The following is a 24,746-nucleotide window of genomic DNA, read 5'->3' on the forward strand; positions in this document are numbered from 1 at the left end:
TGAGTCATTTATGTCGAATTTAAGTCCAGCTCAGCGTTATGCACAAGCCATTGAATCTGGAAAATTTTTACCCGATGAAGCCCAAGCCCAAGCTGTAGCAGAGTTACAACGCATTTGGCAAGAATTAGTTGAATTTGAACAAAATTCTAAAGGATTTTTTTCATTTTTGCGTAAAAAAACACATCCTAAAGGTGTGTATATGTGGGGTGGTGTCGGACGTGGTAAAACATGGCTGATGGATCAATTTTTTGATAGTGTACCTTTACAACGTAAAAAACGTTTGCATTTCCATCATTTTATGCAACACGTTCATAAAGAATTAAACAAATTATCTGGGCAGCAAAATCCGCTTGATACTGTTGCAGATAAAATTTGTGAAGAAGCTTTAGTCATTTGTTTTGACGAATTTTTCGTTTCAAATGTGACTGATGCGATGATTTTAGGTGATTTATTCCATAAATTGTTTACACGCGGTATTACCTTAGTGGCGACATCAAATATTGCACCAGATGGTTTATATAAAAATGGTATTCATCGAGATAGATTTTTACCAACCATTGATTTAGTCAATAAAAATTGTACGATTTTAAATGTTGATGCGGGTGTAGATTATCGTTTGCGTGTATTAAAACAAGCACAATTATTTAAATCACCATTATCGCCAGAAACTACACAGTGGTTACAAGGGCGTTTTGATGCATTAATTGGTGGTCATCAAGTACAAACAGGAGCGATTGAAATTAACAATCGTCCTGTACAAACCATTGCTTATAGTGATGATATTTTATGGTGTGATTTCCGTGAATTATGTTTAAAGCCACGTAGCCCTGCAGATTTTATTGAATTAGCGAACCGTTATAATACTATTTTAGTCAGCGATGTTCCGCATTTACATGATGTATTATCTGATGCGACACGTCGTTTTATTTATTTGGTTGATGAGTTTTATGACCGTAGTGTGAAATTAATTTTAACATCGCAAGATAGTATTATTGAACTCTATCAAGGCGAAAAATTAGCGTTCGAAATTGAGCGGACACGTTCTCGTTTATTAGAAATGCAATCTGATGATTATCTCAATTCATTACATCGTCAAATTGAAGCTAAGGCAACAGATAATGAAGTATTATAATTATAGTTAATTCAATTCAAAATTGAACAGTAGAGGCGAATCATATTCGCCCAAGCAATTGATTTTACAAAGGGTTTATGTAATAAACCCCTACATTTATTGTATTATTCTGATATAAATCGACTATAATTTACCATAGGTAAAATAAAAAGATTGGGAGTTTTAATATTCCCAATCTTTTTTTATATGATTGATTTTATTTTGCTTGTTGATATTCATTATTTGCTTTATCAAAATTATCAAGCACTTGCTGTGATGGTTTTGGTGTAATGAGTGAAACGATAATAATCGCAATCGTAGCACAAATAAAGGCTGGAATCATTTCATAGATATTGGCAAGATTTGAGCCTTCTACTGCTGAATCCCAATATTTAACAATTAATGCACCAACAATCATACCTGCCAATGCACCAGCACCTGTCATACGTCGCCAGAATAATGATAGCACTACTACAGGTCCGAACGCACTCCCAAAGCCTGCCCAAGCATTTGCCACTAAACCTAAAATTTGACTTTTTGGATCTTGTGCAATAATAATCGCAATCACTGCAACTGCTAATACCATGATACGTCCCAACCAAATAAGTTGTTTATCAGATGCATTTTTGTTGATTAAACCTTTATACAAGTCTTCTGTAATGGCTGTAGCACTAATTAATAATTGTGCAGAAAGTGTACTCATCACTGCGGCGATAATTGCAGCGAGTAAAATACCACCAATCCAAGGATTAAATAATACTTTCGTCAATTCAATAAATACTTGTTCACGGTCTTGGCTGACAACTGTTGCCATTTCAGGGTGGCTAAAGAAATATGGGATACCAAAGAAACCCACTGCTATCGCACCTGTTAAGCAAATAATCATCCATGTGATGCTAATACGGCGTGCTTGATGTAAGGATTTAATACTATCTGCTGCCATAAAACGGGTGATGATATGTGGCTGACCACAATAGCCTAGCCCCCAAGCCATTAAGCTTAAAATACCAATTGCTGTTGTACCTTCTGGAAGTAAATCGGTATAACTGAGATTGGCTGCTTCGCCAGCTTGAACTAGCACCATTTGCATTTCATCAAAACCACCAAGCTGGAATAATACAAATAGTGGAGCAAGAGTCAGTGCTAACATCATCAACGTAGCTTGTACGGTATCTGTCCAGCTTACCGCTAAGAAACCGCCTAAAAAGGTATAAATAATTGTTGCTAAAGCACCATACCACAAGGCTTGAGCATAAGGAATTCCAAATAAGTTTTCAAATAAACGTCCACCTGCAACAACGCCCGAAGCACAATAAATCGTGAAAAATAGCAAAATAATAAATGCAGGTACGACTTTTAATGCAATATTATTACCACCAAACCGATGGTAAAAATAATCAGGTAAAGTAAGAGCGTTATTTGCATATTCAGTATGCACACGCAAACGCCCAGCCACAAATAACCAGTTGAAATAAGCACCAATAGTTAAACCAATCGCTATCCATGCTTCAACCAAACCTGCAGCATAGACTGCACCGGGTAAGCCCATTAATAGCCAGCCTGACATATCTGATGCACCTGCTGACATAGCAGTTACAAAGCTACCTAAACGCCGACCGCCCAATACATAATCTGCGGAACTTTGTGTACTGCGATAAGCAATCATACCTATCGCTAACATAACAAAAATATAAAATGCAAACATGATAATAGTAGGATTCATGCTCTGCTCCAATTTCAAAATAGGGTACCGTGCAATGTTTTATCAAATAAGATGTAATATACAATAATGATGGTCTATCTTTTAAATTACAAATAATTGCACTTCAATAATGGATTAAAAATAAGATATTATCGCAAATTAACGGAAATAATAGCTAGTATTTTTAATAAGATTTATCGATAAAAAATTAAAAATATTGGATTTTTTATAAATTTTAGTGATGTTTTTCACAGAAATAAAAATGATTTAATGTGAATGATTGATGCTTATTATGAATTTATGTTGATTTTATGTAATTATAATATATAATACAGGAAATATTGATAATTATTATCAACATATCTTATTGGTTCATTTTTATTTATTAGGTTAATTATGAAACGTCATTTATTATGTTTAGTTAAACAACTGAATGCGATTGCGTTATTAGGCTTAGCATTTAGTACACAAATTTTTGCTCAAGATGTTGCAATACCATCAACTGTATTACCAACCATTGAAGTTGAAGCGATGGAAGAAGGCGATCCAATTAAAACCTATGTCGATTATAAACAAGCGAATGTTACGCGTAATGGTTTGGATAAAAAAGATATTCCGCAAACCATTGATACCATTGATGTTGTCAAATATAAACTGTATGGTGCTAATGATTTAAGTGTGATGTTACAAGGTACACCTGGGGTTTCGACTAATTATGATATGCGTGGTGATGGGATTAGCATTCGTGGTTTTAGTGCGGATACAGGCGATATTTACCGTGATGGTATTCGTGAAAGTGGACAGGTTCGCCGTAGCACTGCTAATGTTGAGCGTATTGAAATTTTAAAAGGTCCTGCTTCTGTGCTTTATGGTCGTAGTGCAGGCGGTGGCGTAATGAACATGGTTTCAAAATATGCAAACTTTAGCTCTAAAAGTTCATTAGGCGTGTACGCAGGCTCTTATGATAATGTTGGCGGTACATTAGATATTAACCGTGTTTTGAATAATAATTGGGCGGTACGTTTAACGGGTGAAAAATCAAAAAGTGATAGTTTCCGTCGAGGCATTAGTTCTGAATTAGCCATGATTTCTCCAAGTATCAGCTATCGTAATGATGATGAAACTTTATTATGGACGACACAATTTACTTATGACAAGTTAGAGCGTGTGCCTGACCGTAGCCCACGTTATGAAGATATGCCAAAAGATGTATCATTAAAAATGGGTTTTGCTCATCCTAAAGATTTTGTAGATGATGAGTTAAAAGTTTTGCGTACAGATTTAAAATATGAATATTTGCCAAATTGGAAATTTCATTGGGCATTGAGTCATCGTGAAGCATCGCAAAATTTTGACCATTTTTATACAGGCTTATATTGTGCGACAGATACCACTCAAGTGAGAGGCAATTTAGGTTCGTGTAATGGTCATGCAGGGGAAATTTCACAAAATTATTATTGGCAACAAACTGATAATAAAACCACAAGTAATACATGGGACATTACAGGCGAGTTTTTGACTGGTCATATCAAACATAATATCATGTTGGGTACCGATTGGATTTACGAACAGCGTGAACCACGCCTTGCTAATCAAAATGCTCAAGGTCAATTAATTACTGGTTATTTAAATCCTTATACAGGTCAATATAGTGAAAATAACCGTGATGGTACATTGAAAATTCGTACACATAATTATAATCAAGGTACCAATTATGGCGTATTTTTACAAGATTTAATCAGTTTCTCTGACCAATATAAACTTATGCTTGGTTTACGTTATGATTATTATGACTTTTCTACGACCAATAAGTTAAATGGCGATAATCGTCAGGTTAAAAATAAAACGATTAGTCCAAATATTGGTCTTGTATGGCAACCGATTCCACAGCAAAGTATTTATGCATCTTATAGCCGTAGTTTTGCACCATTTGGTGGGAATATGGGGGTAAGTATGGTGGGCAGTACTGAAGATTTAAGTCGTTTCAATATGGAACCAACTTATAATGACCAATATGAAATTGGGCTAAAAAGTGATTGGTTTAATCAGCGTTTAAATACGCAACTTTCAGCTTATCATATCAAAAAGCATAATTTACGCTATTTGCGAGACCGTGAAGATCCAACTTCATGGGCTTCTGGTGCGGAAATGGTATCCAAAGGTGCTGAATTTAGTGTGATTGGTCGTGTGTTAGATAATCTTTATGTGCGTGGTGGTTATGGTTATAATGATGTAAAAACCACAAAAAATCCAACTAATGCTAATGAGATTGGTAAACGTCCGCAAAATACATCAAAGCATACGGGTAATATTTTTGTACGTTATTTGCCAACTGAACAAATTTATGCAGAATTAGGTGCAACGTATGTCGGCGATTTTTATGCGAATAATACCAATACAGAAAAAATTGATGGCTTTACACGTTTAGATGGTGCGATTGGCTTTAAAAATGACCAATGGAGTATTACACTTGCAGGTAATAATTTAACCAATAAACAATATTGGCGTTCTGGTGCAATGCCAGGTACACCGAGAAATGTATTATTGCGTGTCAATTATTTATTCTAAGCTAAGGTGCTGATTTTAATTAAAAAGGTGTGCTAAGCATGCCTTTTTTACTTTATTATTGTGCTTTTTTGTTCTGTTTATCGACTTATGCCTAAAAATGATGTAGAATAAAATGTTTATTTAAAAAACGTATCTTAGATTTTGGAGAGGCTAATGAGCACGATACAAAATACTCGCCCACGTTATCAGCGAATTTTATTAAAACTTTCAGGTGAAGCTTTAGCAGGCAATAAAGAAATGGGCATTGATGCTCAAGTTTTAGACCAAATGTCTTTATCGATTGCTCACTTGGTAGGTTTGGGTGTGCAAGTCGGTATTGTTGTGGGTGGTGGTAACTTGTATCGTGGTAGCACCTTGCAAAAAGAAGGCTTGGTTGGGCGTGTAACAGGCGACCAAATGGGAATGCTGGCAACAGTGATGAATGGTTTAGCCATGCGTGATGCGTTGGTACGCCGTAATATTAAAACTCGTTTGATGTCTGCATTGAATATTGCTACAGTGGGTGAGCCTTACTCAAGCCGTGATGCAATTCGTCATTTAAATAATGGTGAAGTGTGTGTATTTGTGGCGGGTACAGGTAATCCATTCTTTACTACGGACACGGCAGCGTGCTTGCGTGGTATCGAAATCGAAGCGAATTTGATTTTAAAAGCAACCAAAGTTGATGGTGTGTACAATAAAGACCCAAGTAAATATGATGATGCGGTTAAATATGACCATTTGACATTTGACCAAGTGCTTGATGAAAAATTAGGTGTAATGGATTTAACTGCGATTTGTTTATGTCGTGACCATAATGTGCCATTACAAGTATTTGATATGAATAAATCAGGTGCTTTATTATCTGTGGTAATGGGTGAAAAAGAGGGTACATTGGTTTCATCAAACTAATGGGAAATCTGTACATTGATGAGTGAATGGTGTAACTTATGATATGTTTAAATACTAACATATCATTTGTATAAATTTTAAGTATTGAAATATAGGAAAATGTTATGATTAACGATTTGAAAAAAGATGCAGAACAGCGTATGCAGAAAAGTCTTGAATCACTAGAACAAGGCTTTGCAAAAGTGCGTACAGGTCGTGCAAATCCATCAATTCTAAATGGTGTAATGGTATCATATTATGGTTCTGATGTGCCATTAAACCAAGTGGCAAGCATTGGTGTTGAGGATTCTCGTACATTAATCGTGCAACCATTTGAGCGTAATATGGTTTCAGCGATTGACAAAGCAATTCGTGAAAGTGATTTAGGTTTAAACCCAATTTCTGCTGATGCAATTCGTGTGCCATTACCAGCTTTAACGGAAGAAACACGCCGTGATATGCAAAAAGTGGCACGTGGTGAAGCAGAACATGCTAAAGTGGCGATTCGTAATATCCGCCGTGATGTATTAGGTGATATTAAAACATTATTAAAAGATAAAGAAATATCTGAAGATGATGAACGCCGTGCAGAAGCAGATATTCAAAAAATTACAGATAAATATGTTGCTGAAGTGGATAAACGTTTGGCAGATAAAGAAGCTGAATTAATGAAAGTTTAAACTCAAAATTTGGGTAAAATGTTGAGCGATTGATGATTAATGATTGTATCGCTCAATGATTGAGTATAAAGCAGGGTTAAAACGTGAATACATCAGCAATCACTACAGGGCAATTACCGCAACATATCGCTATTATTATGGACGGTAATAATCGTTATGCTAAAAAGCATGGTATGGTAAAGGGACAAGGACATTTGGCAGGTAAGCAAAGCCTTGATCCAATCGTGGAGCATTGTCGTAAGATTGGTATTCGTGCTTTAACCGTGTTTGCATTTTCGAGTGAAAATTGGCAACGTCCACAAGATGAAGTGGAATTGTTGATGATGTTGCTTGAACAAGCTATTCATGAGCAATTACCACGTATGCAAAAATTTGGAATAGCTATGCGTTTTATTGGCGACCGCAGTCAATTATCACCAAAATTGCAGGATTTAATGGCGTATGCAGAGCAAGAAACCGCTCAGTATCAAGCCATGAGTCTTAACATCGCCATTAGTTATGGTGGGCAGTGGGATATTGCTAATGCTTGTAAAAAGATTGCTCAACAGGTACAAGCAGGACAACTGAATGTTGATAATATTAACAGTGATACTGTCTCAAAATATGTTAGTTTGAGTGATTTGCCTGCGATTGATGTATTTATTCGTACAGGTGGAGATTATCGCATTTCTAACTTTTTGTTATGGCAACTTGCCTATAGTGAATTATTCTTTACAGATACTTTATGGCCAGATTTTAAACCTGCAGAATTAGACCAAATTTTAGCGATATTTGCTGGACGTGAACGTCGTTTTGGTAAAACTTCTGAACAAATACAACAAGAACAACAATAAGGATATGACTGATGAAACAGCGTATTATTACAGGATTGATTTTAGTTGCGATTGTATTAGGTTGTATGTTTGCTACACGTGAACCTGCACCTATGTTTTTATTACTGACATTACTTGCTGGTATTGCTAGTTATGAATGGTTTAAATTAATGCCGAAAGCACCTTTAGAACAAGATGGTGTGATTGATTTTAATAAAGCTAAAAAACGTCAAACCGATGCTTATTTATATGGTGTGATAGGAGCATGGATTTCTGGTTTGCTCATGATTGTTCCAATATTCGGACAGATGGGTGAGATTTTTTCAATTTTGAAATACGCTTTACTATTGGTAATTATTTATTGGTTAGTGAGTGTGTATTGGGTCTTTACATTTCCTAAAAATGATATGCAATGGTATGGTAAATCATTATATATTGTTGGTGCGATCGTAATTCCAAGTGCAGCTTTTTCAATGTTTTTCTTATGGAAAATGTCGCCTTGGTGGTTAATGTATGTATTCTTATTGGTATGGGGTGCTGATAGTGGTGCTTATTTCGTTGGGCGAAAATTTGGTAAAAATAAATTATCGCCATATGTTAGTCCAAATAAAAGTATAGAAGGGTTAATAGGTGGTATTATTACAACTGTTATTATTATGATAGCGACTTTAATATTAAGTCCATTATCGTTAAATATTGTGCAAAGTTTTGTATTTTTGGTTGTTTCTATAATAACAGTCATTGCATCGGTGCAAGGAGATTTATTTGAATCAATGATTAAACGCCGTGCGGGAATTAAAGATTCAGGAACTATTTTACCAGGGCATGGTGGTGTATTAGACCGAGTGGATTCATTATTATCAGCAACACCTATTTTCTTGTGTGGCTTATATTTATTAAGTTTAATGGGTGTGGTGTTATAATATGGTGCAATCAGTTTGTATTTTAGGGGCGACAGGTTCTATTGGACAAAGTACCTTAAAAGTATTAGCAAAACACGCAGAGCAATATCAAGTTTACGCAGTTACAGCCCAACATCGTGTAGCGGAATTGGTGGATATTTGTGTGCAATTTCAACCTAAAGTTGTGGTTGTACCACATCATAAAGCTAGTGAAGTAAAGCAATTATTAGCAGAAAAAAAAATAGAAAATATTGAAATTTTAACAGGCGAACAAGGTCTAATTGATGTTGTTCAACATCATGATGTTGATATAGTCATGGCAGCGATTGTTGGAGCTGCGGGTTTATTACCGACACTTTCAGCAGTTAAAGCTGGAAAACGTGTCTTATTAGCCAATAAAGAAGCATTGGTCATGTCAGGTGAAATCATGATGAATGCAGTTCAACAATCACAAGCACTATTATTACCTGTTGATTCTGAACATAATGCGATTTTCCAAAGTTTACCACAACATTATATGCAAACGGATGGTCAGCAGGGACAGCCTAAATTAGGTGTATCAAAAATTTTATTGACTGCGTCTGGCGGACCTTTTTTAAATTTTAGTGAACAGCAATTACAAACAGTAACTCCTGAACAAGCGTGTAAACACCCAAATTGGTCAATGGGGCGTAAAATCTCAGTTGATTCAGCGACTTTAATGAATAAAGGTTTAGAATTGATTGAGGCTTGTCATTTATTTAATCTGCAAGAGCAATTTATTACAGTAGTGATTCACCCAGAAAGTATCATTCATTCAATGGTGCAATATGTTGATGGTTCAACCTTAGCACAAATGGGTAATCCTGATATGTGTACGCCGATTGCACATGCTTTAGCTTATCCACAACGTATAGAAACAGATGTGCCAGCGTTGGATTTATTCCATTATACACAGCTTAACTTTCAACAACCTGATGTTCAAAAATTCCCAGCACTTAACTTAGCACGTCAAGCCATGCGTATGGGGGGGACTGCACCTACAATTTTAAATGCGAGTAATGAAATTGCCGTTGAAGCATTTTTAAATGGTCAAATTGTATTTACAGCCATTCCACAAGTGGTTGATTTTACATTGAATAAAATGACAATACAAACGGCGATTGACTTAGATATCATTCTTGATACGGATAGACACGCTCGTGATATTGCACAACAATGGATTAATCAAGGAGTGAGATAATGAGTGTATTAATTATGATTGTAGCGGCGATTTGTTTACTTGGTCCATTGGTTGCAATTCATGAGTTTGGACATTATTGGGTTGCTCGAGCATTAGGCGTAAAAGTGTTAGTGTATTCGATAGGATTTGGGCCACAGTTGTTAAAATGGCAATCGAAAAAAACGGGAATTGTTTATCAATTAGCAGTGATTCCATTGGGTGGTTATGTGCGTATGCTTGATGAGCGTGAACTAGACCAAGATGGAAATCCACCGAAGTTAAGTGAACAAGAGCAAAAACAAGCATTTAATCGTCAATCGGTGTGGAAACGTTTTCTCATTGTTTTTGCAGGACCTGCAATTAACTTAATTTTTGCTATCTTATTGTTTTGGTTACTCTATTTACCTGCAAGTGAACAGTTGAATACACGCGTTGGCAAAATTATGCCCAATACACCTGCTGAAGTGAGTTTACATCAGGGGGATAAAATTGTTGCGATTGATGGCAAACCTGTGGAGACATGGGAAAAGTTACATTTGGCTTTAATTGATAGAGTGGGTGAAACTGGTACAATTCAGTTACAAGTTGAACGTGAGCAACAGTTGCAGACCGTTGTATTACCGATTGAGCGTTTTTTGAGTAATTCACAACAGTCGCCATTAGAAGTTTTAGGCTTTTATCCTTATCGTCCACCGATCAAAGCCATTGTATCGGAATTGATTGATGGTGGTGCTGCTCAATTGCAAGGTATGCAAGTTGGTGATGAAATTATCAAAATTGATGGAAAGCCTGTACAAGATTGGTATGAAATTGTTGCAATTATACGCAATTCACCAGAAAAAACGTTACATATAGATGTATTAAGACAGGGTAATGTAGTAAACTTAAAAATTATGCCTCAAGCAACTCGGCAAGATGGTCAGATTTTTGGTAGTATTGGTGTAAAACATCAAGCAGAAAAATTTGTTGTACCTGATGAATATAAGCAAATTGTGCATTATAATCCAATGCAAGCTTTATCTAAAGCAGTTGAGAAAACCTATGACTTATCGGTTATGATAGTTGGTTCGATTGTTAAAATGATTAAAGGATTAATTGGTTTGGATAATATTTCAGGACCGATTTCAGTTGCGAAAGTTGCAGGTCAAACTGCAGAAATGGGGTGGCAGACATTTTTTGCATTTATGGCGATGATGAGTGTTAGCTTAGGTATTTTAAATTTATTGCCAATTCCAATGTTAGATGGTGGGCATTTGGTTTATTATATCATTGAGATGGTGCGTGGTAAGCCTGTTTCAGAAGCGGTACAAATTGTAGGTTTTAAAATTGGTATAGTATTGCTAGGCGGTTTAATGCTACTAGCTTTATTTAATGACTTAATGCGGTTATAAACTGCACAATATAGGAAACAGCAAATGCGATTTTCACATTTATTTATGCCACTGGCTTTAGTCAGTGCTATAGCAAGTGTTCAAGCTCATGCTAGTGAAAGTTTTACGGTAAAAGATGTGCGTATGTCGGGTTTAATTCGTTTAACGCCTGCCAATGTACAGCCTTATTTGCCAATTAGTGTAGGAGATACGGCGAATGAGACTGTGATTGCACAAACAGTTTCAAGTTTATATGCTTCAGGTTTATTTGAAGATGTAAAAAGTTCAACACAAGATGGAATTATTACTTTTGATGTAGTGGAGCGTCCTATTATTTCTAAAATTACATTAAAAGGCAATAAATTATTACAAAAAGATATGTTGCTTGATGGCTTGAAAAAGATGGGTATTGCTGAAGGAAGCGTTTATAAAAAATCTGCTATGCATACCATTGAGACAGAGTTAGAGCAACAATATGCACAACAAGGTCGCTATAATGCTGATATTAAAATCGAAACATTAGAAACAGCAAATAACCGTGTTGAAGTTACCATTAACTTTGATGAAGGTTTGCCTGCAAAAGTTGTCGATATTAATGTGATTGGTAATACCGTATTTAAAGAGAGTGAGATTAAGCAAGCCTTTGCTGTAAGAGAAAGCGGTTGGTCTACTGTACTTTCACGTAAAGACCGTTATGCACGTGAAAAAATGGCGGCGAGTTTAGAAGCTTTACGCACCATGTATCTCAATAATGGCTATATTAATTTTGAAATTGAAAACTCACAACTAGATATTAGTGAAGATAAACGTCATATCTTTATTGAAGTAAAAATTAAAGAAGGTGAAAAATTTAACTTTGGACAAAGTAAATTTTTAGGCGATGCCATGTTTAAGGCGGAAGATTTAGATGCCTTGCGTGTGTATAAAGAAGGCGATACTTATTCTCAAGCTCAAGTGAATGCAGTGCGTCAATTATTACTCAATAAATATGGTAACGCTGGCTATTATTTTACTGAAATTAACATCATTCCAAAAATTGATGAAGCGACTAAAACTGTTGATTTAAATTATTATATTAATCCGGGTCAGCAAGTCAAAGTACGCCGTATTAATTTTAGTGGTAATACCAAGACTGCCGATGAAGTATTACGCCGTGAAATGCGTCAAATGGAAGGTGCTTTAGCGAGTAATGAAAAAATTGAATTGTCAAAAATTCGTTTAGAGCGTACAGGTTTCTTTAAAACCGTGGATATGAATATTGTGCGTGTACCGAATATTCCTGATGAAGTGGATATCGATGTAAAAGTTGAAGAACAGCACTCAGGTAGCACGACATTTGCAGTAGGTTATTCACAAAGTGGTGGTATGACTTTCCAAGCAGGTTTAAGCCAAACTAACTTCTTAGGTACAGGTAATCGTGTGGGGATTGATTTAACACGTTCACAAACACAAGATTATTATAACTTTAGTGTACTCAATCCGTATTATACCATTGATGGTGTGAGTCGTGGTTTTAATGCTTATTATCGTAAAACTAAAGAAAGTAGCAGTTATAGTGTAACTAATTATGCTACCGATAGTTTAGGTGGAAATATTACGTTTGGTTATCCTTTAGATGAAAATCAAAGTGTAAGTGCAACCTTTGGTGTGGATAAAACAACAGTGCGTACGGGTGAATATGCTTCAACCTATGTGCGTGATTATTTATTGAATAATGGCGGTAAAGCTAGAACAAATGAAAATAAATCATTTGAAGGCGATTTCTTAACCTATAATTTAAATTTAGCATGGGCATATAATACTTTAAACCGTCCAGTATTCCCAACGTCAGGTATGTACCACCGTGTAGGTTTAGAAGTTGCTGTTCCTGGTAGTGATGTGGATTATCAAAAAATAACTTATGATTTCCAAGGTATGTTACCATTATGGAAAGGTTTTGCCTTACGCGGTTACGGGCGTTTAGGTTATGGTAATGATATGCCATTCTACAAAAACTATTTTGCTGGTGGTTTTGGTTCGGTGCGTGGTTATGAAATTAGTACTTTAGGGCCCCGTTATGACCGTACATATTTTGAGAATAGAGGTGATGTGGATCCAGAACACGTAGGAGGTAATGCTTTAATCCAATTTGGTACTGAATTGGTATTGCCATTACCATTTAAAGGTGATTGGACACGTCAAGTACGCCCAGTACTATTTGCTGAAGGAGCTCAAGTCTTTGATACGCAATGTAAAGGCTTTAATACAGGCACACAGCAATATAATCGTGCAACGAATACATTAGTTTCAGCACAACAGTATTGTAAAGACAATTATGGCTTTGATATGAACAATATGCGTTATAGTGTGGGTGCAGGCTTTACTTGGCTGACTATGATTGGTCCAATTTCATTAAGTTATGCTTATCCATTGAACAAAAAAGAGGGTGATGAAACCAAGAATGTTCAATTTGAAATTGGTCGTACATTCTAAACCTATAAATTTACTGAAAATATACTATCATAATCTAGGCAAAAATCATGCCTTATGTTATGATGTGCTAGTAATAGTTTAATGAGAATAGTTTTTAGTTAAAAATTATTCTCATATATTAAATAACGTGAGTTTGGCTCAAATATTTATACAACTTATTGAAAATAAAAGGATAAATAGGGTGTGTATTACACCATTTCGATAAAAATCTATACATGGTGTATATTACGCACCCACTAGCATTTATCGATTTAATTTATATCTTTTAGTATCAAAAATTTATGGGTGTAAATAAGCCGAATTCATATTAAATAGGTAACGATGGAGTTATGATATGAAAAAAATAGCATTATTAGTTGCAGGTATGACAATGTCAGTTGCAAGTTTTGCCAATCAATATGCGGTAGTTGATTTACCAAAAGTGATTGAAAGTAGTACTTATGTCAAACAGCAAGAAGCAAGTTTACAACAATCTATCAAGGCTGATACAACAAAGTTGGAACAATTACGTAAAGAATTAGCTGCTATGCAACAAAAAGCACAAACTGAAGCTCCTAAAATGAAAGAAGATGAATTGAAACGTCTTGAGCAACAGTTTGAAACTAAAATGAATGAATTTGGCAAATTGCAACAACAAGTACAAACACGTGTACAACAAGGTATGGGGCAAATTGAAAATACTTTAAATAATCGTATTAGCCAAGTAACCGAACAATTGCGTGTTGAAAATAAGTTTGATATTGTTTTAGAGCGTGGTGTTGTATTATCTTATGATAAGAAAGTGGATATTACAGATAAAGTAATTCAACGTTTAAATGCGATTAAATAATATTAAATTCTAATAAAGCGTGTATCATAATGATATACGCTTTAACTGATTTTATATTGTTCTTTAAATAAAATCATCTCGTGAATAATACATTTTATGATACATCAATCTTATCGTTTAGCTGAGCTTGCTTCCCATATTCAAGCAAAAATTATTGGCGATGAAAATATAGTCATTGATAAAATGGCAAGTTTAGCCAATGCACAACCTACACAATTAAGTTTTGTCAATGGAACAAAATATATTGAATCTGCTTTACAAACAAAAGCAGGCGCATTAATTGTGAATGAAGATGTATTACAAAATTTACAATCACAAAATTTAAATATTCCTTATTTAGTAGTTGCTAATCCTTATTTGGCTTTTGCTATTTTAACTCATGTGTTTGAAGTTAAGCATATAAAACGTGGTATTGAGCATACAGCACAAATTGATGATTCAGCGATTATCGGTGACAATGTATATATTGGTCATCATGTGGTCATTGGTCATCATGCAGTGATTGGAGACAATACCATTATTTTAGCCAATACGGTCATTGGTGATAAAGTTGAAATTGGTGCAAATAGTTTTATTGAAAGTAATGTCAGCATTATTGGCGAAAGTAAATTAGGTCAAGGTGTACGCATTCATGCTAATACTGTGATTGGTGGTGAAGGTTTTGGTTTTGCACCGTATCAAGGACAATGGCATCGTATTGCTCAATTAGGTTCAGTGCGTATTGGCAATGGTGTACGTATTGGCTCTAATTGTAGTGTTGATCGTGGTGCATTAGATGATACGATAATTGCTGATGGTGTAATTATTGATAATTTGGTACAAATTGCCCATAATGTACAAATTGGCGAACATACTGCGATTGCGGCAAAATGTGGTATTGCAGGTAGCACTAAAATTGGTAAAAATTGTATTTTAGGTGGCGATTGTGGTTTAGTTGGACATATTAGCATTGCGGATAATGTAACTTTAACTGCCCAATCAATGGTTACTAAAAGTATTACCGAAGCTGGAAGTTATTCTTCAGGAACAAGTTTTTTTGAAACTAATCATTGGAAAAAAACGATTGTACGTTTAAGACAATTAGCAGATTTGCCATTGACCCAGATGACTAAAAAGATAGATGATATGCAGGCTAAGATTGAAACCCTACAGGCAAAATTACCCAAATAATTGCCTAGATAAATGAGTGAGTATCATCATGACTGAAACTGTTAATTTGCCTAAATTTCCTTTAATGGCACCTGACATTCATAAGTATTTACCACATCGCTATCCATTTTTATTGGTGGATCGTGTATTAAGTGTAGAAGATAAAACCATTGTGGGTTATAAAAATGTCAGTTTAAATGAAGAGTTTTTTCAAGGACATTTTCCCAATCAACCAATTATGCCTGGTGTGTTGATTGTTGAAGCATTAGCACAAGTATCTGGTGTCTTAGGCTTTATTTTAAATGATGTATTACCTGATGGTAATTCACTATTCTTATTTGCGGGTGCTGAAAAAGTACGCTTTAAACGTCCTGTTGTGCCTGGTGATCAATTAGTGTTAAAATCTGAATTAATTATGCAACGTAGTAGTTTGTATAAATATAATTGTACTGCACTCGTTGATAATCAAGTGGTTGCAACGGCTGAAATTATGATTTCCCATCAAAAATTGAGTAATAATGAGCAATAATCAATTCATTCACCCGACTGCTATTATTGATCCATCGGCAGAATTAGCAGCAGACGTACAAATTGGACCTTACTGTATTATTGGTCCTCAAGTTAGTATTGCTGAAGGTACAAAATTACATTCACATGTTGTGGTACACTCGCATACACGCATAGGAAAAATGAATGAAATTTTTCCTTTTGCTAGTATTGGTGCGGATTGCCAAGATTTAAAATACATGGGTGAAGAAACATGGCTGGAAATAGGGGATTATAATTCTATTCGTGAGCATTGTTCTTTACATCGTGGTACAATTCAGGATCAAGGCATTACCAAAATTGGCAGTCATAATTTGTTGATGGTCAATACTCATATTGCTCATGATTGTATTATTGGTAGTCATAATGTGATTGCCAATAATGCTGGTATTGCAGGACATGTACATATGGGGGATTATGTGGTAATGGGTGGTAATTCAGGTATTCATCAATTCTGTCATATTGATTCTTATAGTATGATTGCGAGTGGTTCAACTATTTGGAAAGATGTACCTGCTTATGTACTTGTTTCTGGAAATCCTGCTCGTGCAATGAAAATTAATACGGAAGGTTTAAAGCGTAAAGGTTGGTCTCGTGATGTGATTAATGGTTTGATGGATGCTTTTAAGTTGGTATATAAACAAAATTATACCACTAAAGAAGCGATTGCCTTAATTGAAGAGCAAATTTTACCAACAGTTCCAGAAGTTTCATTATTAGTACAGTCCTTAAAGGATAGTACACGTGGTATTACACGTTAATTGTGATAAAAGTTGCTTAAAGTGGCTGATTATTGACCAATACCCCAAAAGTTAGCAATCAACCTTTTGGGGTATTTTATTGTCTATGGTTTATCATCATGAAAGCCAATCAATCTGACATTATCAAATTGTATGTGTGGATTAAATACAGGTAATAATTGTGCAGGTGCATGTAATAAATCATTGCTGGTATTGAGCATATTACCAAAACGGCGGACATCATCGTCATTTAAAGGGTAGCTTAAACGTTCCCATGTTCCTTTATATAGAATTTCTAAAGGTTGGTATTGAGCTTTATAATTCATTTTTTTTGAATGTGGAATCCAATAGCCCAAATAGACATAATCTAATCCTAATGATTTGGCATATTCGATTTGAGTTAAGACTGAAAACACACCCAAAGACCGTTTGTGATAATCTGGGTCAAAAAATGTATAAACGGCAGATAAGCCATCATGGAACATATCGCAGGCAGAAACGGCAATTAATTGTTCATTAAGCCAATACTCAATAAAAATATTTTGTGTACGAGAGACTACAAGATATTCATAAAATTGTTGTTCACTCGGCGGACTGGTTGATTTATCAGCATGGCGATGTTGGACATATTTAACGTACAATTTAGCATGTTCTTGATTTGCTTGATGTGCAGGAATAAGCGTTACTTTTAAATCTTGGTTACGTTTCCATGCTTTCTTTTGCATACTGTTAATTTTAAAATCTGCCACAGGAATACGACAAGCCAAGCATTGTGAACAAGAATTACAACTAGGTTTGTAAATTAACTCACCACTACGACGAAAACCGCCATCAGCAAGGGCAGAAAATACGTTATCATTAATTTTAGCTTGTGGGTCAATCAATACGATGCGTGATAGTTTGCCATCAATATAAGAGCAATCTTCATCATCATTGGTAATAAAATAGTTAAAATTACGCAAAATATCTTTATTGTGTTGATTCATAGTTCACCTTAAATTATCACATGATTATTGTATCAGAGAGTAAATCATAGTTCTATGTGTTACCATAATGTTAATATTTTTTGCATTAGTAAAGCACGGTAATAAGCAGCTATATTAGAAGGATTGCGTTGAGTTTCATTTTGATAAAAATCACGCCATTGTACAATCATTGTCTGTGTTATACCATGTTGTTTAATAGTTTGCACATATTCAGCTGTAATATTATCTAGTTGATATTTAGCACCTTGAAATCCAGTTCCCCATTGAATAACTTCTTGACCAAATTGGGTTAATGACATTTTTTCAGGGATTGGTGGAATTGCAAGACGATTAATGGATTTATTTACTTGCGAAGGTAGTGGTGTAATAATATTATTGATATGCAATTCAGCCGATACGTTTGTTGTTATTAAACAGCAAAAGAGTAATTTTAGTGGAGATGGTTTCACTGTGATTACCTAATATTCTATAATAATAATGATTATATTTTATCATAAAAATAAAATGATGGAATAGTATTATTTATGTTACAATACTGTTTATTATCATTTTTATGCTGTGAATGATGGAAATTTTACTTTATTTATTAATTGGTAGCGTGTCAGGTTTTTTTGCTGGTTTGTTTGGCATTGGCGGTGGGTTAATTATTATCCCTTGTCTCTATTTTGTATTTAATTATATTTTACATTATGACCCATCAATTATTATGCACTTAGCTGTTGGTACTGCGTTGGCGAGTATTGTCATCAGTAGTTTAAGTTCAGCATTATCCCATCACAAAAAAGGTGCAATTGTTTGGTCGGTGGTTAAAGTATTTGTGCCATTTATGTTACTTGGTTCATTACTAGGTGCTTGGATTGCTAATCAACTCAGTTCAGCCAATATGCAATTAGTGATTGGTTTATTTGCATTTTGGACAGCTTATGGTATGTTAAAAAAGAAAAACATTATTGAAGCTGAAACAATGAATTTACCGAACGTTTGGACGATGCGTGTAGTTGGTGGTGCAATTGGTGTAGCATCATCGATTTTTGGTATAGCAGGGGGAAGTATTATTGTTCCTTATTTAAATCGTTGTGGTATGTTAATACAGCGTGCAGTAGCGACTTCATCTGCGTGTGGTGTACCAATTTCGATTATGGGGGCGATCGGTTATTTATGGTTTGGCTCACAACATAGTATTCAAGCACCTAATAGTTTAGGTTATGTACACATTTATGCCTTTTTAGGTATTAGCATTGCCAGTTTTATGACAGCAAAATTAGGGGTTAAAGTGGCTCATGCTATTTCTGCACAAAAACTTAAAAAATATTTTGCTATTGAATTATTATTAGTCGGTTGCTATTTTATTTATCAATGGTTGCGAGTATTCTTTTATTGAGCGATTTGATATAAGTAATAAATTGCAATATAGCGTCCTGTTTTAGCAATACTGACTAAGAGTAAAAATCTAATAAAATGTTCTTTGAGTATGCCTGCGATTAAAGTTAAAGGGTCGCCAATGATCGGTAGCCAACTGAATAATAAGCTGAAATAGCCATATTTTTGGTAGTGATGTTTAGCTTTTTGGATTTGTTGTGGTGAAAAAGGAAACCATTTTTTGTGTTGGAAACGTTGCAGTTGGGTACCAATATACCAATTAAAACACGAGCCTAAAATATTACCTAAACTGGCACACAAGATTAACAATTCAATTGTGTAGCGGTGTTGAGATAATAAAGTGATTAATAAAGCCTCAGATTGGGCAGGGAATAAACTTCCTGCCAAAAAAGCTGTGATAAATAATGTGAAATAACTCATAATTTAAGGCGTGTTGAACATGAATGACATATTTTAATAGTTTGCTTGAATTTTAGCTATTGATAATATTTTTTGTGCTAAAAATGGCTAAATCTAGTTTTTTTCGTCAAAAGTTTTGGCAAGATTTTAATATTGATTGCAACTTTTTCCTTGAAAATTTTTGATTTTTCTCATTTTTAGCTACAAAAACCAATGTCCATCACGCCCAAGAAAAATTATCAATCTATCGTAAAATCGTATAATATTGTGTGAGTATATGATTTTATGACAAATTTAACAGATTAGGTATGATACAATAGCTTTATCTTAGATAAAATGTAAAATGGTGATTGAAATGACTAAACATTATGATTATATTGCGATAGGCGGTGGTTCTGGTGGTATTGCATCGATTAACCGTGCGGCAAGTTATGGCAAAAAATGTGCAATTATTGAAGCAAAACATATTGGTGGAACTTGTGTAAATGTTGGTTGTGTGCCTAAAAAAGTGATGTGGTATGCAGGACAATTAGCTGATGCAATTCATCAATATGCACCCGATTATGGTTTTGATATTCAGGTCAATAAATTTGATTATGCAACTTTAGTGAAAGCCCGTAATGCCTATATTGAGCGTATTCATGGTTCATATCAAAATGTGTTTAATAAAAATAATGTTGATGTAATTCAAGGTTTTGCAAAATTTATTGATAAAAATACAGTTGAAGTGAATGGCGAAAAAATTACAGCAGAACATATTTTAATTGCAACTGGTGGACGACCAAGCCGTCCTGATATTGAAGGGCAACAATATGGTATAGATTCTGATGGTTTATTTGCTTTGACTGAACAGCCTAAACGTTTAGCGGTGGTTGGTGCAGGTTACATTGCAGTAGAACTTGCTGGAGTATTTAATAGTTTAGGTTCAGAAACGCATTTATTGGTGCGTAAAGATAATCCATTGCGTAATTTTGATACAGATATTGTACAAACTTTAGTTGATGTGATGGAAAAGGAAGGCGTTCATATTCATCGTCAAGTTAATCCACAACGTATTGTTAAAAATGCTGATGAAAGTTTAACTATTTATTATGCTAATGGGCAAGAATTAACGGTTGATTGTTTAGTGTGGGCAATTGGACGTGAGCCAGCAACGGATAATATCAATTTAGAAGCTGTAGGTGTAGCAACTAATGATAAAGGCTTTATCAAAGTTGATAAATATCAAAATACAAATGTAGCAAATATTTATGCGGTAGGAGATATTATTGAAAATGCAGTTTCTTTAACACCTATTGCTGTTGCTGCGGGTCGCCGATTATCTGAGCGTTTATTTAATAATAAACCGAATGAGCATTTAGACTACAATTTTGTGCCAACCGTTGTATTTAGCCACCCTCCAATTGGTACAATTGGATTGACTGAACAGCAAGCGATTGAACAATATGGTCAGGAAAATATTAAAGTGTATCAATCGTCATTTACACCAATGTATAGTGCAGTTACGCAACATCGTCAGCCGTGTAAAATGAAATTAGTATGCTTAGGTCAGGAGCAAAAAATCATTGGTTTACATGGTATCGGTTTTGGAGTTGATGAAATGATTCAAGGTTTTGCCGTTGCCATCAAAATGGGAGCGACTAAAGCCGATTTTGATAATACCGTTGCTATTCACCCAACAGGTTCAGAAGAATTTGTAACCATGCGATAATGGTTAAAGATTAGATTGTAAAATGGCTGTCTATAATCATAGATAGCCATTTTTTTTGATATGGTCAGTTTATATACTAATTTAACCTAAAAAGTGGTACAGACTTGTAGGGGCAAATCACATTTGCCGAATAAATACGATATTCATACAGGGCGAATATGATTCGCCCCTACTTTTCAAATATGAATTGAATTTACATACAAATTTAAGACAAATCATCATTATGCTCTAAAATATTTTTGAGATTCGTAGCACGTACCCATGCCATTTCGTATTGTGCTAAGGCAAGGGCTAAAATACGCTGTTCAAAATCATACCAAAAATCTTTAATTTGACTTGCTTCGATATTTAATCCGCTAATTTCACAAAATTTAGGTGTTTTTTCACAAAGACGTATAGCGTGATAATATTTACGTCCTAAACTTGCAGTCGGCATAAGACGAACGTGTTTACTATCTAAAAAATCATCAACGATTTCAGGTTCAGCATTAGACAACATTGGAATTAAAATTTGGTCAAGCTGTTGGTCTAAACGTTGCCAAATTGCAATTTGTTGTTCGGTGGTATAACTATTCCAATCAATCACTTCATGATTAAAACGGCGACAACCACGACATACTTGGTCGCCAAATACAGTAGAACATCGTCCTGCACAAGGGGTTAAACGTTTATTTTGAATAGATTGAGACATAATTCATACCTTGCGTTAAGATTTGTTCTTTTTCATTTTAATGACTAAAAACCATATAAAAGCAATTAATAGTACAGCAACAATCCCAGCAGTTAAAACAGGCATAAAAATGGCAAAAGCAGAGAGTCCAATCGCAGTTCCTGTTTCAGCAACGGAAATGGCAGGATTCGCTAATCCACCTGTGGTAACGGTAGAAGCACCACGTCCTACAGCCGTTGTCCCTTTAATCAGACTAGCTGAACCACCACCAGCGACTAAAGCTAAAGCCCAAGTTAAAGCGGGATCCATATCGGTAAGTGTTGATGCCATGACTAATGTGCCTGCAATGCCTGCTAATGGTACAGCTAAACTATCGAGTAGGTTATCGACATAAGGTATTAAATAACTGACAGATTCTGCGATACTTGCCACGCCTAAAATCACGAGAGCAGGTGTTGAGGCGAGCCAAGCCCATTGTTCATTTAAGGGTAAAATCCCCCAAAATGATGCACCACTTAAAGCAAATAAGGGGACAAATACACGGAAACCTGCACTTGCAGCCAGTCCAATACCAAGAAAAATACTTAAAAGGATTTCTGTACTCATAATAAACAAATATTTAAATTATATTTCACTAAAATTATACCACTTATTTATGAGAATATATGCGAATATTTGATGAAAATAAACAATGATGATTATTCTTATTTGTTATTTTAAAGTATAGATTTGATGAAATAGTCACCTACATTGCATCATGTAGGTGATTATTCTTTCACTTAGTGAATATCCATTTGTTCTAATTCTTTGACTTTTCTTAAGTTTTTCTTGATACCATAACCACCATTTTCATACATATTAATCAATTGGTCGAGACTGTCATGTAAAAAATCATGGTCATCGGTATTTTCTAAGACAAACTCATGATACATTACCGCTTTTTTATAGTCTTTTTTGACTAACTCGCCTTCATAATAAAGATTACCTAAATTGTAAGCAGCTGCAACATCGCCTAATTGATAGGCTTGTTCATATAAACTCAAGGCTTTATTAATATCTTTATTGACCCCACGACCTTCTTCATACATCAAAGCTAAATTATTGGTCGCAATCGGGTGTTTTTGAGCAACAGCTAATTGATAATATTTAACGGCTTGTTTTTCATCTTGTTTAAAGCCATATAAACCATCTTCATAGGCTAAAGCTAATTCATATTGAGCAGGGTCATGACCATTATTTGCTGATTTAACTAGATATTCACGGTATAATTTTTTATTTTGAAATGTTTCATCATCACGATAGATGATTGCTAGCATAAATTGTGAACTTGCATGACCTTTATCTGCTGCTTTTTTATACCATTTTTCAGCTTGAATCACATCAACATCATTACTCGCATAGCCATTATCATACATATAAGCAACTGAGTTCATAGCTTCTAAATGACCATTATTCGCAGCTTTCATATACCATTCAAAGGCTTTTTGATAATCTTGCTTAATGCCATTGCCTTCAAAATAACCATCGCCAATCATATTTTGCGCATCTGCATCGCCTGCTTGGGCTTTTTTCAAGGTTTCTGCACTATATGAACCGTATTGATATTGATAAGCGAACGTTGCCATACTGCTTGTTGCGAGCATTGCACCAAACAATGCCGATAAAATATAATTTTTCATCAAAACTCCAATGAGTTGAACAATAAATGGATAAGCTATTTTATACAGATTATAAAAATAAAAGCAAGTGTATTATTTAAACTGGCTAAACTGTAAAATAACACTTGTTTTTATAGGTTTAGTGTTTTAAAATAGAGAAATTGAAATTTTAGGAGACAGTGATGTCTAATTATGCTTGGTTGTGTGAGTATAGTAATTATTCTGTAACAAAAGTGCATGGTATTCAAGCTACTATACCTGAATGTTGGGATGCTGTAGACCTTTTTCGTCTTGAACAAAAAGAAAAGGCTGGGAATGCAACTGATGATGAAAAACAAAAGATAAAAATGTATTATGATTTAACAAAGCCATTTTCTGAAAAATGGAAAGGGGGGGAGTTTATTGAGGGTAAATATATGCCAAAAGCAATATTTAGCGAACCAAACTTTAATGAACCAAATAGAGTCTTGCCAAATACAAATGAAGTAATGTTTCGAATAGTTGGAGGTTTCTTGATTATTAGTGAGAAAATATACAAAATAATTTCCAAATATAATCTTGGTAAAACCCATTTTAGCCAAGTTTATATCTATGACATTGAAACCAAAGAACAGCTTTTCGATAAGCCTTATTATTTTATGAATATTGCAGAGAAATTTGAGTTTTTGGATGTGGCAAATAGTCAAGAAATTACAGCTAACCACTATTTCTCTCAACAAAGAAAGAGATGGATAAGAGAACCAAAAGATGATGATATTGTTTTATTATCACAAGCTAAAGCCAATGAGGTAGATTTATGGCATGACCCATTACTTAATCATTCTTTATTTTTTTCAGATAGATTGGCTCAGTCTTTAGTACAATCAGGTTTTAATAAAAAAGAACTTGGTTTGATTCGTTGTGTTATTCAATAAATAATTATCAAAAATAATATGTTATATTGAATTGATTGTTATTTATAGATTTAAGTAAGGGCGAAAAATTTTTCGC

22 protein-coding genes and 1 pseudogene are annotated in these 24,746 nt (G+C 34.7%); 16 read left to right on the plus strand and 7 right to left on the minus strand.

From position 1 onward, the window contains the following. The first annotated feature begins 10 nt into the window (after positions 1–10). Positions 11–1,132 carry a cell division protein ZapE gene (gene zapE, locus LU301_RS05565; RefSeq protein ID WP_305273673.1) on the plus strand — a complete coding sequence of 374 codons (1,122 nt, stop codon included), beginning with the start codon at positions 11–13 and terminating at the stop codon, positions 1,130–1,132. A gap of 196 nt (positions 1,133–1,328) precedes the next feature. Here the strand turns inward: zapE and putP are convergent, their stop codons facing one another. Next, complete coding sequence (putP, locus tag LU301_RS05570) at positions 1,329–2,834, minus strand: sodium/proline symporter PutP (RefSeq protein WP_305273675.1); 1,506 nt, start codon at positions 2,832–2,834, stop codon at positions 1,329–1,331. Between the two features lie 375 nt (positions 2,835–3,209). On the opposite strand from putP, the gene LU301_RS05575 reads away from it, so the two are divergent. From LU301_RS05575 to lpxA, 12 genes are all read left to right on the plus strand, one after another. Next, positions 3,210–5,381 (plus strand): TonB-dependent receptor, encoded by a 2,172-nt coding sequence (locus LU301_RS05575; protein WP_305273677.1) that lies wholly within the window; start codon positions 3,210–3,212, stop codon positions 5,379–5,381. Positions 5,382–5,534: 153 nt separating this feature from the next. Next, positions 5,535–6,272 (plus strand): UMP kinase, encoded by a 738-nt coding sequence (gene pyrH, locus LU301_RS05580; protein WP_305273679.1) that lies wholly within the window; start codon positions 5,535–5,537, stop codon positions 6,270–6,272. 104 nt (positions 6,273–6,376) lie between these two features. Next, positions 6,377–6,931 carry a ribosome recycling factor gene (gene frr / locus LU301_RS05585; protein WP_305273681.1) on the plus strand — a complete coding sequence of 185 codons (555 nt, stop codon included), beginning with the start codon at positions 6,377–6,379 and terminating at the stop codon, positions 6,929–6,931. Positions 6,932–7,068: 137 nt separating this feature from the next. Beyond that, complete coding sequence (gene uppS, locus LU301_RS05590) at positions 7,069–7,764, plus strand: polyprenyl diphosphate synthase (RefSeq protein WP_305273976.1); 696 nt, start codon at positions 7,069–7,071, stop codon at positions 7,762–7,764. An 11-nt stretch (positions 7,765–7,775) separates the two neighbouring features. Beyond that, positions 7,776–8,666: a phosphatidate cytidylyltransferase gene (locus LU301_RS05595; RefSeq protein WP_305273683.1), complete on the plus strand. Its 891-nt coding sequence runs from the start codon at positions 7,776–7,778 to the stop codon at positions 8,664–8,666. A 1-nt stretch (position 8,667) separates the two neighbouring features. Continuing rightward, positions 8,668–9,867, plus strand: a complete 1,200-nt coding sequence (gene ispC / locus LU301_RS05600) for a 1-deoxy-D-xylulose-5-phosphate reductoisomerase (RefSeq protein ID WP_305273685.1) — start codon at positions 8,668–8,670, stop codon at positions 9,865–9,867. Beyond that, on the plus strand, positions 9,867–11,237 hold the full coding sequence (gene rseP / locus LU301_RS05605) for an RIP metalloprotease RseP (RefSeq protein WP_305273687.1): 1,371 nt from the start codon (positions 9,867–9,869) through the stop codon (positions 11,235–11,237). Before ispC ends, rseP begins: the two co-directional genes overlap by 1 nt. 24 nt (positions 11,238–11,261) lie before the next feature. Beyond that, positions 11,262–13,688: an outer membrane protein assembly factor BamA gene (gene bamA, locus LU301_RS05610; protein WP_305273689.1), complete on the plus strand. Its 2,427-nt coding sequence runs from the start codon at positions 11,262–11,264 to the stop codon at positions 13,686–13,688. A gap of 334 nt (positions 13,689–14,022) precedes the next feature. Beyond that, the gene (locus tag LU301_RS05615; protein WP_305273691.1) at positions 14,023–14,517 is read left to right on the plus strand and encodes an OmpH/Skp family outer membrane protein; all 495 of its coding nucleotides are present in this window, start codon (positions 14,023–14,025) and stop codon (positions 14,515–14,517) included. A 96-nt stretch (positions 14,518–14,613) separates the two neighbouring features. Then, complete coding sequence (gene lpxD / locus LU301_RS05620; protein ID WP_305273696.1) at positions 14,614–15,687, plus strand: UDP-3-O-(3-hydroxymyristoyl)glucosamine N-acyltransferase; 1,074 nt, start codon at positions 14,614–14,616, stop codon at positions 15,685–15,687. Between the two features lie 28 nt (positions 15,688–15,715). Continuing rightward, positions 15,716–16,195, plus strand: coding sequence for a 3-hydroxyacyl-ACP dehydratase FabZ (gene fabZ / locus LU301_RS05625; RefSeq protein WP_305273698.1), 480 nt, complete (start codon positions 15,716–15,718; stop codon positions 16,193–16,195). Next, positions 16,185–16,973 (plus strand): acyl-ACP--UDP-N-acetylglucosamine O-acyltransferase, encoded by a 789-nt coding sequence (lpxA, locus tag LU301_RS05630; protein ID WP_305273701.1) that lies wholly within the window; start codon positions 16,185–16,187, stop codon positions 16,971–16,973. The genes fabZ and lpxA overlap by 11 nt, the downstream gene beginning before the upstream one ends. Positions 16,974–17,158: 185 nt before the next feature. Here lpxA and LU301_RS05635 read toward each other — a convergent pair. Both LU301_RS05635 and LU301_RS05640 read right to left on the minus strand, forming a co-directional pair. Continuing rightward, positions 17,159–17,938: pseudogene (locus LU301_RS05635) on the minus strand (arginyltransferase); the annotation flags it as partial. A gap of 59 nt (positions 17,939–17,997) precedes the next feature. Next, positions 17,998–18,387 carry a DUF4951 domain-containing protein gene (locus LU301_RS05640; RefSeq protein ID WP_305273702.1) on the minus strand — a complete coding sequence of 130 codons (390 nt, stop codon included), beginning with the start codon at positions 18,385–18,387 and terminating at the stop codon, positions 17,998–18,000. A gap of 116 nt (positions 18,388–18,503) precedes the next feature. Here LU301_RS05640 and LU301_RS05645 point away from each other — a divergent pair, with 116 nt between their 5' ends. Continuing rightward, entirely contained in the window at positions 18,504–19,319 is an 816-nt protein-coding gene (locus LU301_RS05645; RefSeq protein ID WP_305273704.1) for a sulfite exporter TauE/SafE family protein, read from the plus strand. On the opposite strand, the gene LU301_RS05650 is transcribed toward LU301_RS05645, so the two are convergent. Beyond that, on the minus strand, positions 19,313–19,738 hold the full coding sequence (locus LU301_RS05650) for a YqaA family protein (protein ID WP_305273707.1): 426 nt from the start codon (positions 19,736–19,738) through the stop codon (positions 19,313–19,315). The two genes, LU301_RS05645 and LU301_RS05650, sit on opposite strands and share 7 nt — an antisense overlap. A 334-nt stretch (positions 19,739–20,072) precedes the next feature. Here LU301_RS05650 and gorA point away from each other — a divergent pair, with 334 nt between their 5' ends. Further along, positions 20,073–21,428, plus strand: coding sequence for a glutathione-disulfide reductase (gorA, locus tag LU301_RS05655; protein ID WP_305273709.1), 1,356 nt, complete (start codon positions 20,073–20,075; stop codon positions 21,426–21,428). Positions 21,429–21,633: 205 nt separating this feature from the next. Here the strand turns inward: gorA and LU301_RS05660 are convergent, their stop codons facing one another. The 3 genes from LU301_RS05660 to LU301_RS05670 all read right to left on the minus strand — a co-directional run bounded on the left by LU301_RS05660 (position 21,634) and on the right by LU301_RS05670 (position 23,777). Continuing rightward, positions 21,634–22,119 carry a DUF1289 domain-containing protein gene (locus LU301_RS05660; protein WP_305273711.1) on the minus strand — a complete coding sequence of 162 codons (486 nt, stop codon included), beginning with the start codon at positions 22,117–22,119 and terminating at the stop codon, positions 21,634–21,636. A 15-nt stretch (positions 22,120–22,134) separates the two neighbouring features. Next, positions 22,135–22,704 (minus strand): DUF4126 domain-containing protein, encoded by a 570-nt coding sequence (locus LU301_RS05665; RefSeq protein ID WP_305273712.1) that lies wholly within the window; start codon positions 22,702–22,704, stop codon positions 22,135–22,137. Positions 22,705–22,877: 173 nt separating this feature from the next. After that, positions 22,878–23,777, minus strand: a complete 900-nt coding sequence (locus tag LU301_RS05670; RefSeq protein ID WP_305273725.1) for a tetratricopeptide repeat protein — start codon at positions 23,775–23,777, stop codon at positions 22,878–22,880. A gap of 161 nt (positions 23,778–23,938) precedes the next feature. Here LU301_RS05670 and LU301_RS05675 point away from each other — a divergent pair, with 161 nt between their 5' ends. Continuing rightward, positions 23,939–24,670, plus strand: a complete 732-nt coding sequence (locus LU301_RS05675; RefSeq protein ID WP_305273727.1) for an imm11 family protein — start codon at positions 23,939–23,941, stop codon at positions 24,668–24,670. Positions 24,671–24,746 lie beyond the last annotated feature (76 nt).

Source organism: Moraxella sp. ZY210820 (genome assembly GCF_030674635.1).
In the GTDB taxonomy this organism is placed as follows: Bacteria; Pseudomonadota; Gammaproteobacteria; order Pseudomonadales; family Moraxellaceae; genus Acinetobacter.

Bases quoted from the DNA above. Each gene is read 5' to 3' on its own strand.
- zapE (WP_305273673.1), top strand. From the start codon at position 11: ATGTCGAATTTAAGTCCAGCTCAGCGTTATGCACAAGCCATTGAATCT.
- putP (WP_305273675.1), bottom strand. From the start codon at position 2,834: ATGAATCCTACTATTATCATGTTTGCATTTTATATTTTTGTTATGTTA.
- LU301_RS05575 (WP_305273677.1), top strand. From the start codon at position 3,210: ATGAAACGTCATTTATTATGTTTAGTTAAACAACTGAATGCGATTGCG.
- pyrH (WP_305273679.1), top strand. From the start codon at position 5,535: ATGAGCACGATACAAAATACTCGCCCACGTTATCAGCGAATTTTATTA.
- frr (WP_305273681.1), top strand. From the start codon at position 6,377: ATGATTAACGATTTGAAAAAAGATGCAGAACAGCGTATGCAGAAAAGT.
- uppS (WP_305273976.1), top strand. From the start codon at position 7,069: ATGGACGGTAATAATCGTTATGCTAAAAAGCATGGTATGGTAAAGGGA.
- LU301_RS05595 (WP_305273683.1), top strand. From the start codon at position 7,776: ATGAAACAGCGTATTATTACAGGATTGATTTTAGTTGCGATTGTATTA.
- ispC (WP_305273685.1), top strand. From the start codon at position 8,668: ATGGTGCAATCAGTTTGTATTTTAGGGGCGACAGGTTCTATTGGACAA.
- rseP (WP_305273687.1), top strand. From the start codon at position 9,867: ATGAGTGTATTAATTATGATTGTAGCGGCGATTTGTTTACTTGGTCCA.
- bamA (WP_305273689.1), top strand. From the start codon at position 11,262: ATGCGATTTTCACATTTATTTATGCCACTGGCTTTAGTCAGTGCTATA.
- LU301_RS05615 (WP_305273691.1), top strand. From the start codon at position 14,023: ATGAAAAAAATAGCATTATTAGTTGCAGGTATGACAATGTCAGTTGCA.
- lpxD (WP_305273696.1), top strand. From the start codon at position 14,614: ATGATACATCAATCTTATCGTTTAGCTGAGCTTGCTTCCCATATTCAA.
- fabZ (WP_305273698.1), top strand. From the start codon at position 15,716: ATGACTGAAACTGTTAATTTGCCTAAATTTCCTTTAATGGCACCTGAC.
- lpxA (WP_305273701.1), top strand. From the start codon at position 16,185: ATGAGCAATAATCAATTCATTCACCCGACTGCTATTATTGATCCATCG.
- LU301_RS05645 (WP_305273704.1), top strand. From the start codon at position 18,504: ATGGAAATTTTACTTTATTTATTAATTGGTAGCGTGTCAGGTTTTTTT.
- LU301_RS05650 (WP_305273707.1), bottom strand. From the start codon at position 19,738: ATGAGTTATTTCACATTATTTATCACAGCTTTTTTGGCAGGAAGTTTA.
- gorA (WP_305273709.1), top strand. From the start codon at position 20,073: ATGACTAAACATTATGATTATATTGCGATAGGCGGTGGTTCTGGTGGT.
- LU301_RS05660 (WP_305273711.1), bottom strand. From the start codon at position 22,119: ATGTCTCAATCTATTCAAAATAAACGTTTAACCCCTTGTGCAGGACGA.
- LU301_RS05665 (WP_305273712.1), bottom strand. From the start codon at position 22,704: ATGAGTACAGAAATCCTTTTAAGTATTTTTCTTGGTATTGGACTGGCT.
- LU301_RS05670 (WP_305273725.1), bottom strand. From the start codon at position 23,777: ATGAAAAATTATATTTTATCGGCATTGTTTGGTGCAATGCTCGCAACA.
- LU301_RS05675 (WP_305273727.1), top strand. From the start codon at position 23,939: ATGTCTAATTATGCTTGGTTGTGTGAGTATAGTAATTATTCTGTAACA.